Source organism: Embleya sp. NPDC008237, from assembly GCF_042956465.1.
In the GTDB taxonomy this organism is placed as follows: domain Bacteria; phylum Actinomycetota; class Actinomycetes; order Streptomycetales; family Streptomycetaceae; genus Embleya.
On sequence record NZ_JBIBGL010000002.1, the window covers coordinates 302,967 to 316,031 of the forward strand.

General features: G+C 72.6%; 11 protein-coding genes. 9 read left to right on the forward strand and 2 right to left on the reverse strand.

Translation table 11 applies throughout. The annotated features are described in order from the left end of the window. Positions 1–223 precede the first annotated feature (223 nt). Positions 224–1,474, reverse strand: coding sequence for an amino acid deaminase/aldolase (locus ACFZBU_RS04530; RefSeq protein WP_391581990.1), 1,251 nt, complete (start codon positions 1,472–1,474; stop codon positions 224–226). 87 nt (positions 1,475–1,561) lie between these two features. On the opposite strand from ACFZBU_RS04530, the gene ACFZBU_RS04535 reads away from it, so the two are divergent. After that, positions 1,562–3,349: a carboxyl transferase domain-containing protein gene (locus ACFZBU_RS04535; protein WP_391581991.1), complete on the forward strand. Its 1,788-nt coding sequence runs from the start codon at positions 1,562–1,564 to the stop codon at positions 3,347–3,349. 399 nt (positions 3,350–3,748) lie between these two features. Next, entirely contained in the window at positions 3,749–4,486 is a 738-nt protein-coding gene (locus tag ACFZBU_RS04540; RefSeq protein WP_391581992.1) for an SseB family protein, read from the forward strand. A gap of 341 nt (positions 4,487–4,827) precedes the next feature. Here ACFZBU_RS04540 and ACFZBU_RS04545 read toward each other — a convergent pair whose 3' ends face one another. Next, positions 4,828–5,220, reverse strand: coding sequence for a DUF1844 domain-containing protein (locus ACFZBU_RS04545; RefSeq protein WP_391581993.1), 393 nt, complete (start codon positions 5,218–5,220; stop codon positions 4,828–4,830). Between the two features lie 370 nt (positions 5,221–5,590). On the opposite strand from ACFZBU_RS04545, the gene infC reads away from it, so the two are divergent. From infC to pheT, 7 genes are all read left to right on the forward strand, one after another. Next, a complete protein-coding gene (gene infC / locus ACFZBU_RS04550) occupies positions 5,591–6,316 on the forward strand; it encodes a translation initiation factor IF-3 (RefSeq protein WP_391582441.1) in 726 nt (241 codons plus the stop codon). 96 nt (positions 6,317–6,412) lie between these two features. Beyond that, positions 6,413–6,607 carry a 50S ribosomal protein L35 gene (gene rpmI, locus ACFZBU_RS04555; RefSeq protein WP_078978620.1) on the forward strand — a complete coding sequence of 65 codons (195 nt, stop codon included), beginning with the start codon at positions 6,413–6,415 and terminating at the stop codon, positions 6,605–6,607. A 117-nt stretch (positions 6,608–6,724) separates the two neighbouring features. Then, complete coding sequence (rplT, locus tag ACFZBU_RS04560; protein WP_020552013.1) at positions 6,725–7,117, forward strand: 50S ribosomal protein L20; 393 nt, start codon at positions 6,725–6,727, stop codon at positions 7,115–7,117. 73 nt (positions 7,118–7,190) lie between these two features. Continuing rightward, positions 7,191–8,039 carry a TrmH family RNA methyltransferase gene (locus ACFZBU_RS04565; protein ID WP_391581994.1) on the forward strand — a complete coding sequence of 283 codons (849 nt, stop codon included), beginning with the start codon at positions 7,191–7,193 and terminating at the stop codon, positions 8,037–8,039. A gap of 136 nt (positions 8,040–8,175) precedes the next feature. Beyond that, a complete protein-coding gene (locus ACFZBU_RS04570) occupies positions 8,176–9,225 on the forward strand; it encodes an ATP-binding protein (protein WP_391581995.1) in 1,050 nt (349 codons plus the stop codon). Between the two features lie 163 nt (positions 9,226–9,388). Continuing rightward, entirely contained in the window at positions 9,389–10,510 is a 1,122-nt protein-coding gene (gene pheS, locus ACFZBU_RS04575; protein WP_391581996.1) for a phenylalanine--tRNA ligase subunit alpha, read from the forward strand. Beyond that, positions 10,510–13,017, forward strand: coding sequence for a phenylalanine--tRNA ligase subunit beta (gene pheT, locus ACFZBU_RS04580; RefSeq protein ID WP_391581997.1), 2,508 nt, complete (start codon positions 10,510–10,512; stop codon positions 13,015–13,017). Before pheS ends, pheT begins: the two co-directional genes overlap by 1 nt. The last annotated feature ends 48 nt before the right edge of the window (positions 13,018–13,065 follow it).

Genomic DNA, 13,065 nt, shown 5'->3' on the forward strand with positions numbered 1-13,065 from the left:
TTTGCGCGGTGGGCCGAACGGGTGGGTCTTGTCCGGGTAACGGCCGGTCGGTTCCCGTCGCCGCCGCACGCCACGCGCCCCCGCGGTCACCGGAAGCGGCCCCGTGGTCACCGCGAGAGGCCGGCGCGGGACCGCCCCGTGTCCACCGAGGCGGTGGTCGCGCACCGGGAACCGCCCGGTGGTCACCGGAGAGGGCGGGCGCCCACCGGAAGCCGCTTGGTGCTCACAGGAACGTGTGGCCCTCGCCCCGGTAGGTGGGCACCGTACGCACCACCCGATCGCCCTCGACCAGATGCAACGCGTCGAAGCGCTCGCACAGTTCGCCCGCCTTGGCGTGTCGGAACCACACCGAGTCGCCGATCCGCAGGTCGTCCGCCGGCGCGCCGCGCAGCGGCGTCTGTACCTCGCCCGCCGCCTCCTGCGGCTGGTACGACAGGCCCTGCGGCAGGTACGGCTGGGGCAGCCGGTCGGCCGCGGGCACTCCCGACGCCGGGTAGCCGCCGCCGAGCACGGTCACGCAGCCGTGTCCGGCGCGGCGCACCACGGGCAGTGCGAACAGCGCGGCGGGGCGGCCCCGGAAGCAGGTGTAGTGGTCGAACAGGCGCGGTTGGAAGAGCCCGGACCCGGCCGCGACCTCGGTGATCGAGGACTCCGCGGCGGTGCGCTCGACGCTGCCGGTGCCGCCGCCGTTGACGAACTCCAGCGGAGCGATCGCGCGCACCGCACGGACGATCTCGGCCCGGCGCCGGCTCAGTTCGGCACCGGCCCTGGCCTGCATCGCGCGCAGGATCCGGCCGTAGAGCGCGCGGCCCTCGGGCGCGTCGCCGACGCCCGCGATGTGCGCCTCGTAGGCCATCAGCCCCACGAGTCGAAAGCCCGGCCGGCGGGTGACCGCCTCGGCGACCGCGACCACCTGTTCCGGCGTGTGCAGCGGCGAGCGGTGTGCCCCGATGTGCACCCGGCCGCCGAGCGGTTGCCAGGAGGTGTCGATGTCCACGCACACCCGCAGCTCGGCGCGGGGCCGCACGTCCGCGATCGCGCGCTCGATCAGGTCCAGTTGGGCCGGGTCGTCGATCATGATCGTCACCCGCGCGGCGGCCTCGGCGTCCGCCGCCAGCCGGCGATAGCCGGCGCGGTCCGTCGAGGGATAGGCCACCAGGATGTCGGTGATTCCCTCGCTCGCCAGCCACAGTCCCTCGGGCAGGGTGAACGCCATCACGCCGCGAAAGCCGTCCAGCGCCAACACCTCGTGCAGCAGCGGCAGGCAGCGCACCGACTTGCTCGCCACCCGCACCGGCGTGCCGCCCGCGCGGCGCACCAGATCCGCGGCGTTGGCCCGGTAGGCGGCCAGGTCCACGATCGCGAACGGCGCGTCCAGGTGCGCGGTGGCCCGGTCGTAGCGGGAACGATCGGCGCCGAGGGTGGGCGGCGCGGCGGGAGCGGGCGCGGGCGGCGCGGCGGTGAGAGGAGCCATTCCCGCAGCCTGCCAGATCGGCGTACCGACCGGTAGGACTCATCGGCGGCGGGTGAACGTTGCCGGGTGTGGCATTAGCTTGATCGTATGAGTCACCCCGAGCGAGTGCGGGCCCTCGATCTGATCGAACGTGTCCTGGATCCGGGCAGTTTCCGGGCCTGGAACGACCCGCTGCCCACGCTCGCGGCACCGGATCCGGCGTACGCGGCGGAGTTGGCGGCGGCCCGCGCCCGGACCGGCCTGGACGAGGCGCTGGTCACCGGGGAGGGCCGGATCCACGGCCGCCGGGTGGCGGTGGCCGCATGCGAGTTCGACTTCCTGGCCGGCTCGATCGGTGTGGCGGGCGCCGAACGGCTCACCCTCGCGGTGGAGCGGGCCACCGCCGAGGGCCTGCCGCTGGTCGCCTCGCCCACCTCCGGCGGTACCCGCATGCAGGAGGGCACGGTCGCGTTCCTGCAGATGGTCAAGATCTCCGCCGCGGTGGCCGCACACCGCGCCGCGGGCCTGCCCTACCTCGTCTACCTGCGCCACCCCACCACGGGCGGCGTCTTCGCCTCCTGGGGCTCGCTCGGGCACGTCACCGCCGCCCAGCCCGGCGCGCTGATCGGCTTCCTCGGCCCGCGCGTGTACGAGGCGCTGCACCAGCAGCCGTTCCCGACCGGCGTCCAGGTCGCGGAGAACCTGTACGAACACGGTCTGATCGACGCGGTCGTGCCGCCGGAGGAACTGCGTCAGGTCGCGATCCGGGTCTTCGACGTGCTCGACTCGGGCACGGCGGCGTCGGGGCTTTCGGCCGGTGCGCGGGCGTGGGGCCGGCCGGTCGGTACCGCGGCGGCCGGGGGTGCGCCGTCGGGCCCGTTGCCCGGTACCGCGGCGTCCGGTGGAGGGCCGCCCGGTGCTGCGCGGTCCGGTGCCGCGCCGTCGGGCCCGCTGTCCGGTGTCGCGCCGTCCGGGACCGCGCTTTCGGGGCCGCCGTCCGGTGGCGTGGCGTTCGATACCGCGCCGGTGCCGCCGGGCGAGCCGGCGGTCGGTTCGGCGCTCGGTACGCAGCCGGGGCCGGTGCCCGAGGACCGTGTCGGGCCGCCGACCGACGTGCCGGCGTGGACGTCGGTGGAGCGGTCGCGCGATCCGCGCCGTCCGGGGCTGCGCACGCTGTTGCGGCACGGCGCGCGCTCGGTGACCCCGCTGCGTGGGACCGGCGAGGGGGAGAGCGAGCCGGCGCTGCGCCTGGTGCTGGCCCGGTTCGGGGCCGGTCCGGGACCCGGCGCGCCGTGCGTGGTGCTGGGCCAGGACCGTACCCGGCAGAGCGAGCACGGTCCCTTCGGCCCGGCCGGGCTGCGTCAGGCCCGGCGGGGCATGCGGCTGGCCGCCGAATTGGGGTTGCCGTTGGTGACGGTGGTGGACACCGCCGGCGCCGCGCTCTCGCGCGAGGCCGAGGAGGGCGGTCTGGCCGGCGAGATCGCCCGCTGCCTGGCCGAGTTGGTGCTGTTGCGCGCGCCGACCGTGTGCCTGCTGCTCGGCCAGGGCTCCGGCGGCGGTGCGCTCGCGCTGCTTCCCGCCGACCGGGTGATCTGCGCGCGGCACGGCTGGTTGTCGCCGCTGCCTCCGGAGGGCGCGGCGGCGATCCTGTACCGCAGCACCGAGCGGGCCGCCGAGATCGCCGGGCGCCAGGGGATCCGCTCCGCCGACCTGTACCGGGACCGGATCGTGGACCGGGTGGTGCCCGAGTACCCGGACGCCGCCGAGGAGCCCGAGGCGTTCGTGCGCCGGGTGGCGGCCGTGCTCGACCACGAGCTGAGCACGTTGCGGGCCCTGGACGCGGACGAGCGGCTGGCCGCGCGGATGGCCCGCTATCGGCGTCTCGGCCTCTCGTGAGTGATCCGGGTGTCACTCGAACGGGTGAGCTTGCTGGGAGTCCCGGACGGCAAATCCCGCCGGTTCCTACGCTGAACCCGGTTCGGGAACCGGACCGGTCACAGCCCACCCGTCCGAGCACGGGCCAGGACGGGCCGGCTCGGCCCGGCGCTCGGCCCGTTCGGGACGCGACGCCTCGAGGAAGCCGTCGTGGCTCGATCCGGTTCGGGCGAGCCGGACCTCGGTAGGGGTCGCGGGTCGGCAAGTGGTCGTCGACCCGCGTCCTTACCGTGGCGGTGCGGCAGCGGCGGGACGGGAGGCCGGAGCGGTATCGGGGCCGGGCGTTCGAGGGGTGTGATCGGGGGCGGGGTGGACGCCTCGCGGGATGAGCTTCGTCTGGGGCGGCACTAGAGTCGACGGGTGGATTTCAGCGGCAAGAGCATTCCCGACACCGGTTTTCCCGACGACGACGGCAGCGCGGATCCGGCGCTGGCCGAGGCCCTGGCGGCTCGGGAGGTGGACGACGAGGCGGTCTCGCTGGCGTTGCGCGAGGCGCGGCTGCTGGTACCGGTCGTGGCGATCCTGACCGAGGAGGAGGACGTGGCGCCGGGGGAGCTGCGCCGGGAGAAGTCCAGCGACATGGCGGTGCCCACGATCCAGGGGCCGGACGGGCGCCGGGCGCTGCCCGCGTTCACCTCGGTGGCGGCGCTGGCCCGCTGGCGGTCGGACGCGCGGCCGATCCCGGTCGAGGCCGCGCGCGCCGCGCACGCCGCGTACGCGGAGGAGGCGGACACGCTGCTGCTGGACCTGGCCGGGCCGCATCCGTACGAGCTCAGCGGGAGTCGGCTGCGGGCGGTGGCCGAGGGGCGCGCACACGTGGCGCCGCATCGGGATCCGGACGTCCTGGGCGCGGTGCGGGCGGCGGTGGTGCCGGAGGGGGCCGTCTCGGCGGTCTACCTGACCGAGGGCGGCGGACACGAGCTGACCCTGAGCCTGGTCGCGGCGGCCTCACCGACCGAGGTCACCGAGGCCGCGCGGCGGATCGTGGGACGACTGGCCGAGGACGACGTGGTACGGGCGCGGTTGGACCGCGGCCTGGACCTGGAGATGTTGCCTCCCGGCAGCGCACTCGACGTGGAACCGCTGTACGTGCGCTGAGCACTCGGGCACTCGTGCGCGGAGCGCGCGGGTGGTGACGGACCGGCCCGGAGCCCACATGTGTCGGATGAGCCGGGTCGGGCCGACCCGGCCTGCGGCCTGCTTGTCCGCAAACGCCGGACGGGCTGGGTGGCCCGGATTGCTTTTGGATCGGGCGTATGGCTCCGGGCCGGGGCGGATGGCTTCGAACCGGCTGCATGATCTCGGATCGGGCCTACGGTTTCGGGTCGGGCGGCGCCGGAGGAACTGTCGGATGGAACCGCCATCCGGGTGTTTCTCCGGCGCGCCGAGCCGGGGCACCGGGGGACGCGATCCGAGGCACCCGGAGTCGCGAGAGCGGATCAGGCGTGGACCGGGCCGGTGAGTTTTTCGCCGGGGCCCTTGCCTGCCTGGTCGGGGTGTGTGGAGGCCTCGCGGAAGGCGAGTTGCAGGGTCTTCAGGCCGTCGCGGAGCGGGCCCGCGTGGTAGGAGCCGACTTCGGGGGCGGCCGCGGTGACCAGGCCCGCGAGGGCGGTGATCAGCTTGCGGGCCTCGTCCAGGTCCTTGTGCGCCTCGCCGTCCTCGGCCAGGCCGAGTTTGACCGCCGCCGCGCTCATCAGGTGCACGGACAAGGTGGTGATGACCTCGACGGCCGGCACGTCTGCGATGTCCCGGGTCATCGTCTCGACCCCATCGGGGCGGTCGGCGACGTCGTCGGAGGGGTCGGGTGACAGGGGTGGGGCGCTCTCGCTCATGTGCCCAGTCTCGGGTATGCCCCGGAATCGGGGAACAACGGGGCCCTTCGGCATGTTCGAGCCAGTGGTAGAGTGGTGTATCGACCGACCGGGCATCTGCATGCCCGGCCTGCAAGCGGAGGCTCCGTCTCCCACCCGATCGACCTCACGGACGACGGGTACCGGTCCGGCGTGACGCACTTCGTGTGCGTTCGTTTCACGTTCGCCGCCCTTGGGCGGCTTCGTTGCCGGTGGTGGAGCCTCGCATGCAACCGTGCGAGGCTTTTTCGCGTTGCCTGGATGGCTTTGCGAGGGTCTGGCTCGGGGGGAAGTTACACCGAGACAAATGTGGCCGCTTCGCCCGCGGTCGCTTCAGGTATGAGGAGGCCCCATCAGCGCCGAGCCCCGCATCAACGACCGGATTCGCGTCCCCGAGGTGCGACTCGTTGGTCCTGGCGGCGAGCAGGTCGGAATCGTCCCGCTGGCCAAGGCCATGGAACTTGCCCAGGAGTACGACCTCGACCTCGTCGAGGTCGCGGCCAACGCCCGGCCGCCGGTCTGCAAGCTCATGGACTACGGCAAGTTCAAGTACGAGTCGGCCATGAAGGCCCGTGAAGCGCGCAAGAACCAGGCGCACACGGTCATCAAGGAGATGAAGCTCCGGCCGAAGATCGACCCGCACGACTATGACACCAAGAAGGGTCACGTCGAGCGGTTCCTGAAGCAGGGCGACAAGGTCAAGATCACGATCATGTTCCGTGGTCGCGAGCAGTCCCGGCCCGAGTTGGGCTACCGACTGCTGCAGCGCCTCGCGACGGACGTCCAGGACCTCGGGTTCATCGAGTCGAACCCGAAGCAGGACGGCCGCAACATGATCATGGTTCTCGGCCCGCACAAGAAGAAGACCGAGGCCATGGCCGAGGCCCGCGAGGCCCAGGCGGCTCGCAAGGACGCTCGCCGTGTTGCCGTCGAGGCCGGGGACGATCACCCCGACGAGACGGAAACCGCGGACGCTCCCGAGGCTGCCGAAGCCGAGGCCGCCCCGGCCGAAGCCGCTCCGGCCGCCGAGGCCCCCGTCGCGAGCGACGCGGAGCCGAAGGCCGACGAGCAGGTCTGACCCGGAACGGGTCGCCCCGCGCCCGATATGCACACACACCTGTGCCTGCCCGGTCCCCACCGGGCGGGTGCGGCACGACGAGGAGACTGCGGCGACATGCCGAAGAACAAGACCCACAGCGGTGCCAGCAAGCGCTTTCGTATCACCGGCTCCGGCAAGGTGCTGCGTCAGCGTGCGGGTCGCCGTCACCTTCTCGAACACAAGCCCTCGACCCTGACCCGGCGGCTCGCCGGTGTCGTCGAGGTGGCCCCGGCCGACGCCAAGAAGATCAAGAAGCTGCTCAAGAAGTAGTAGGCAGCAGTCGTCGCACCGGCTGACGAGAACCCACCGGTCGGCGACCGGCGACGGTCCCAGACTTACCCGGGCCGCGGTCGATACACCGCGGTCTGACATCAAGGAGTTCATCAAGTGGCACGCGTCAAGCGGTCAGTCAACGCCCACAAGAAGCGTCGCGTCATCCTCGAGCGGGCGTCCGGCTACCGCGGCCAGCGGTCCCGTCTGTACAGGAAGGCCAAGGAGCAGGTCACCCACTCCATGGTCTACAACTACAACGACCGCAAGAAGCGGAAGGGGGACTTCCGTCAGCTGTGGATCCAGCGCATCAACGCCGCTGCCCGCCTGAACGGAATGACCTACAACCGCTTCGTGCAGGGCCTCAAGGCCGCCGGTGTGGAGATCGACCGCAAGATGCTCGCCGAGCTCGCGGTCAACGACGCCCCGGCGTTCGCCGCCCTCGTCGAGGTGGCGCAGAAGGCCCTCCCGGCCGATGTCAACGCGAAGAAGGAAGACGCCGCGGCCTGATCGTCGACTCACGTCGTCGATGTCGCGGTACTTCTTACGTCGTTACAGGCCGAGAGCAAAGAACGGTAACGCGATGGCGAGCCCCGAGCTGACGTCCACCCGATCACCACGAGTGGCGGCGGCCCGGCGGCTCGCCAAACGCGCTTTCCGGGCCCGTGAACGCCTGTTCCTGGCCGAGGGGCCGCAGGCGGTCCGCGAGGCGGTGGCGCTGCCCGGGACGTTGCGCGAGCTGTACATCACCCCCGAGGTGGCCGAGCGCTACCCCGATCTGGTCGCGGGCGCGCACGAGGCCCGCGTCCCGGTGTTCACCGCCACCGACGAGGTGGTCGCGGCGATCAGCCAGACCGTGACGCCGCAGGGCGTGGTCGCGCTGTGCCGGTTCGTGGACGTGCCGCTGGAGAGCGCGATGGCCGCGCGGCCGGAGCTGGTCGCGGTGCTCGCGAACGTGCGCGACCCCGGCAACGCCGGCACCGTGCTGCGCGCCGCGGACGCGGCCGGCGCCGAGGCGGTCGTGCTCACCGACGCTTCGGTGGACCCGTACAACCCCAAGGCCGTGCGTGCCTCGGTGGGCAGTCTCTTCCACCTGCCGGTGGTCACCGGCGCCCGGATCGAGGACACCGTCGCCGCGCTGCGCGCCGCCGGGTTGCGCATCCTGGCCGCGGACGGCGCCGGAGACGCGGACCTGGACGGGGAGTTGGACGCGGGCGGCCTCAGCGGGCCCACCGCGTGGATATTCGGCAACGAGGCGTGGGGGCTGCCCGAGGAGACCCGGGCGCTGGCCGACGCCGTGGTGCGGGTGCCGATCCACGGGCGGGCCGAGAGTTTGAACCTGGCGACCGCCGCAGCCGTGTGTCTGTACGCGTCCGCCCGCGCGCAACGCGGGCACGGGGGCTGTCGCTGCGGCGCGCGAAGCGCACGATGACCCCGGCGCACCCGGCTTGACCACCGGTGGCCGGGGAACGAGTCCGTTGCGTCCGCCGCATCCGGACGGCACGTCGTGCGTTGGGATAGTGTGTCCGGCCCGGAACTCCCTCGGGCCCGAAACGGGAAGGGGGCCGATGGACGCCGACATGCTGCCCGACGGCCTGGTGATCGCGGACGAGAACGGCACGGTGGTCACGTTCAACACCGCCGCCGCCCGGATCACCGGGACGCGTCCCGAGGACGCGCTCGGCAAACACATCGCGGACGCGCTGCCGCTGGAGGACCTCGAGGGCAGACGCTGGTGGGTGTGCACCGACCCGTACGGCGGCCTGGGCACCCGGACCCGGCAGCCGGAGCGCAATCTGCTCCTGGCCGGCCGGGAGATCCTGGTCACCGCGTCCTTCGTACGCACCGACGGACCGCACAGCCCGCTGGCCAGGCTCGTGGTGTCGCTGCGCTGCACCGATGCGCGCAGGCGGATCGAGCGCGGCCACTCCGATCTGATCGCCACCGTCGCGCACGAACTGCGTTCGCCGCTGACCTCGGTCAAGGGCTTCACCGCGACGCTGCTGGCCAAGTGGGAGCGGTTCACCGACGAGCAGAAGCGGCTGATGCTGGAGACGGTGGACGCGGACGCGGACCGGGTCACCCGGCTGATCACCGAACTCCTGGACATCTCCAGGATCGACGCGGGCCGGCTGCAACTGAACCGGCAAGTCGTCGACATGGAGGAGGCGGTCCACCGGCACCTGCGCGCGATGGAGTGCAACGGGCTGCCCGACGAGCGGTTCGTGGTCGTGGTGGACGGGCCGCTGCCCAGCATGTGGCTGGACGCCGACAAGCTCGACCAGATCCTCGGCAACCTGCTGGAAAACGCGGTGCGCCACGGCGCCGGAACCGTCACCATCGAGATGCGCGCGGTCTCCATCGGGTCCGCGCCCGGTGCGCAGGGGACGGAGATCACGGTGAGCGACGAGGGCCCGGGCATCCCGGACGAACTCCTCGACCGCGTCTTCACCCGTTTCTGGCGCGGCAACCGCCGCGGCGGCACCGGCCTGGGGCTGTACATCGTCAAGGGCCTGGTGCAGGCACACGCGGGCAGCATCGGCGTGGATCGCGCCGAGTGCGGCGGGGCCCGATTTCGATTCACCCTGCCGGCCGCGATGCCGGACGTCCTGATGTAGCACGCCGCCGAAGCGGCGAGCCGGGACGCTCCACCACACGTCGTCGCGGTCCGGCCGAAACACGCACGCCCATGCGGCGTCAGTAAACTCGGAGCGCGGACGTCGCAGGACGTCGTTGCCGCCTCCACCACCGGCGGATCCCCCACAGGAGCACTGGACACAGATGTCGGCACCGAACAAGTCGTACGACCCGGTCGAGGTCGAGGCGTTGAAACCAGAGGAAGTCGAGCGGGCCCGCGACGCGGCGCTCGCGGCGGTCGCCGCCGCGAGCGATCTCGCCGAGCTGCAGGAGGCGAAGGTCGCGCACACCGGCGACCGATCGCCGCTCGCGCTCGCCAACCGCGAGATCGGCGCGCTCCCGCCGCAGGCCAAGGCCGAGGCCGGCAAGCGGGTCGGGCAGGCGCGCGGCGCGGTGAAGAAGGCCCTGGAGCAGCGCCAGGTCGAGCTGGAGGCCGAGCGTGACGCGCGCGTGCTGGTCGAGGAGGCGGTCGACGTCACGCTGCCGTGGGACCGCGCCCCGCGCGGCGCGCGGCACCCGCTGACCACGCTGTCCGAGCGGATCGAGGACCTCTTCGTCGCGATGGGCTACGAGGTCGCCGAGGGCCCGCAGGTCGAGGCGGAGTGGTACAACTTCGACGCCCTCAACATCCTGCCGGACCACCCCGCGCGGACCATGCAGGACACGTTCTTCGTGCGCGCCGAGGACGGCTCGGCGGATTCGGGTGTGGTGCTGCGCACGCACACCTCGCCGGTGCAGATCCGCACGATGCTGACCCGGACCCCGCCGATCTACGTGGTCTGCCCGGGCCGGGTCTACCGCACCGACGAGCTGGACGCCACGCACACCCCGGTCTTCGGTCAGATCGAGGGCCTGGCCGTGGACAAGGGCCTGACGATGGGCGACCTCAAGGGCACGCTCGACCACTTCGTGCAGGCGATGTTCGGCGAGGGCATCGTCACCCGGCTGCGCCCGTCGTACTTCCCCTTCACCGAGCCCTCCGCCGAGCTCGACCTCAAGTGCTTCGTGTGTCGCGGTGCTTCGGTGGGCGACCCGGAGCGGCCGTGTCGGACCTGCCGGTCCGAGGGCTGGATCGAGTGGGGCGGCTGCGGCATGGTCAACCCGCGCGTGCTGATCGCGTGCGGCATCGACCCCGAGGTGTACAGCGGCTTCGCGTTCGGCGTGGGCCTGGAGCGTGCGCTGATGTTCCGGCACAACGTCGAGGACATGCGAGACATGGTCGAGGGTGACGTCCGGTTCACCCTTCCGTTCGGGATGGAGATCTGATGCGGGTCCCGCTTTCTTGGCTGCGGGAGTACGTCGACCTCCCCGCCGGCGAGTCCGGGCGCGACGTCGCCGACAAGCTCGTGGCGCTGGGCCTGGAGGTCGAGACGGTCGAGCAGCTCGGCGCGGACCTCAAGGGTCCGCTCGTGGTCGGCCGCGTGCTGGAGATCGAGGAGCTGGAGGGCTTCAAGAAGCCGATCCGGTTCTGCAAGGTCGACGTCGGCGACGCCAACGGCACCGGTGAGCCGCAGGAAATCGTCTGCGGCGCGCGCAACTTCGAGGTCGACGACAAGGTCGTGGTGATCCTGCCGGGCGGGGTGCTGCCCGGCCCGTTCGAGATCGCCGAGCGCAAGACCTACGGCCACGTCTCGCGCGGGATGATCTGCTCGGCCCGTGAACTGGGCATGGGCGACGACCACGACGGCATTATCGTGCTGCCGATCGAGGCCCAGGTCGGCGCGGACGCGATCGAACTGCTCGGCCTGATCGACGAGGTGCTCGACATCGCGGTGACCCCGGACCGGGGCTACTGCCTGTCGATGCGCGGCGTCGCCCGCGAGGCGGCGATCGCCTACGGGCAGCCGCTGCGCGACCCGGCGTTGCTGGACGTGCCGGACGCGAACTCGTACGGCTACCCGGTCCTGGTCGAGGACGCGGCCGGCTGCGACCGGTTCGTCGCGCGCACCGTGGTCGGCATCGACCCCGAGGCGCCGTCCCCGCTGTGGTTGCAGCGCCGGGTGCAGATGGGCGGCATGCGGCCGATCTCGCTCGTCGTGGACGTCACCAACTACGTGATGCTCGAACTGGGCCAGCCGCTGCACGCCTACGACCGGTCCCGGTTGCAGGGCGCGATCGTGGTGCGCCGCGCGCACGAGGGCGAGACGCTGACCACGCTCGACGACGCCGAGCGCAGGCTCGACCCCGAGGACCTGCTGATCTGCGACAACCGTGGGCCGATCGGCCTCGCGGGCGTGATGGGCGGGGCGAGTACCGAGATCGGCGAGGACACCGCCGACATCGTGATCGAGGCCGCGCACTTCGACCCGGTGGCCATCGCGCGCACCGCGCGCCGGCACAAGCTGGGTTCGGAGGCGTCGCGTCGGTTCGAGCGCGGGGTGGACCCGGAGGCGGCCCGGGCCGCGGCGCAGCGCGCGGTGGACCTGCTGGCCGCGCTCGGCGGCGAGCGGGCGCAGGCCGAGGCGGGCGTGACCGAGGTGGACGCGCCGCGCGAGGTGGTGCGGATCGTGCTCGCGGCGGACCACGCGGCGAAGGTCGCGGGTGTTCCCTACCCCCGCGAGACGGTCGCCCAGCGGTTGCAGGAGGTGGGCTGCTCGGTCGAGGGCATCGACGAGCTGACCGTGGTGCCGCCGACCTGGCGGCCCGACCTGACCGACCCGAACGACCTGGCCGAAGAGGTCATCCGGTTGGAGGGCTACGAGCAGGTTCCCTCCACGCTGCCGCAGGTGCCGGCCGGTCGCGGGTTGACCGTCGACCAGCGGCGCAGGCGTCGGATCGGGCGCGGGCTCGCGGGCGCGGGCTACACCGAGGTGCTCGACTACCCGTTCGTGGGGCAGGGCGCGTTCGACGATCTCGGGCTGGCCGAGGACGACGCGCGGCGGCGCACGGTGGTGCTGGTGAACCCGATCTCCGAGGAGGAGCCGGCGCTGCGCACCACGCTGCTCCCGGGGCTGCTCGGGACGCTGCGCCGCAATCTCGGGCGCGGCAACGGCGACCTGGCGCTGTTCGAGTCGGGAGTGGTCTTCCTGCCGAACGCCTCGACTCCGCGCGCGCCGCAGCTTGCCGTGGATCGGCGGCCGACCGACGAGGAACTGGCTTCGCTGGCGGCGGCGTTGCCCGATCAGCCGCAGCGGGTCGCGGTGGTGCTGGCCGGGGAGCGCGAGCACTCCGGCTGGTGGGGCAAGGGTCGGCCGCAGAACTGGGCGGACGCGATCGAGGCCGCACGGGTGGTCGCGGACGCCGTCGGTGTCGAACTGACGGTGCGCCAGGACCAGTACGAGCCGTGGCATCCCGGGCGCTGTGCGGCGCTCGTGGCGACCGCGCCGGACGGCACCGAGCGGGTCGTGGGGCACGCGGGCGAGCTGCACCCCCGGGTGCTCAAGACGCTGCACCTGCCCGAGCGCGTGTCCGCGATGGAACTGGACCTGGATCTGCTGACCGCCGACCTGGAGGGGGAGCACCTGCCGCAGGCCGGGCACATCTCCTCGTACCCGGTGGCCACGCAGGACGTCGCGTTGGTCGTGGACGCCTCGGTGCCGGCCGCGACGGTGGAGGAGGCCCTGATCGAGGGCGCGGGCGCACTGTTGGAGTCGGTGCGACTGTTCGACGTGTACACCGGCGCGCAGGTCGCGGAGGGCCACAAGTCGTTGGCCTACGCGCTGCGTTTCCGGGCGCCGGACCGCACGCTCACGGTCGAGGAGGCGACGGCCGCGCGCGACGCGGCGGTGGCGCTCGCGGCCGAGCGGACCGGGGCGGTACTGCGCGGGGCGTGACGCCCGATCGCATGTCGTCAGGCTGCGGCCCGCACACCTTCGGGGGTG

What these genes read in the sequence shown, in the direction of transcription:
- pheS (WP_391581996.1), top strand. Translation starts at nt 9,389, where the DNA reads ATGTCGGCACCGAACAAGTCGTACGACCCGGTCGAGGTCGAGGCGTTG.
- ACFZBU_RS04565 (WP_391581994.1), top strand. Translation starts at nt 7,191, where the DNA reads ATGGCGAGCCCCGAGCTGACGTCCACCCGATCACCACGAGTGGCGGCG.
- rpmI (WP_078978620.1), top strand. Translation starts at nt 6,413, where the DNA reads ATGCCGAAGAACAAGACCCACAGCGGTGCCAGCAAGCGCTTTCGTATC.
- ACFZBU_RS04530 (WP_391581990.1), bottom strand. Translation starts at nt 1,474, where the DNA reads ATGGCTCCTCTCACCGCCGCGCCGCCCGCGCCCGCTCCCGCCGCGCCG.
- ACFZBU_RS04570 (WP_391581995.1), top strand. Translation starts at nt 8,176, where the DNA reads ATGGACGCCGACATGCTGCCCGACGGCCTGGTGATCGCGGACGAGAAC.
- ACFZBU_RS04535 (WP_391581991.1), top strand. Translation starts at nt 1,562, where the DNA reads ATGAGTCACCCCGAGCGAGTGCGGGCCCTCGATCTGATCGAACGTGTC.
- ACFZBU_RS04545 (WP_391581993.1), bottom strand. Translation starts at nt 5,220, where the DNA reads ATGAGCGAGAGCGCCCCACCCCTGTCACCCGACCCCTCCGACGACGTC.
- pheT (WP_391581997.1), top strand. Translation starts at nt 10,510, where the DNA reads ATGCGGGTCCCGCTTTCTTGGCTGCGGGAGTACGTCGACCTCCCCGCC.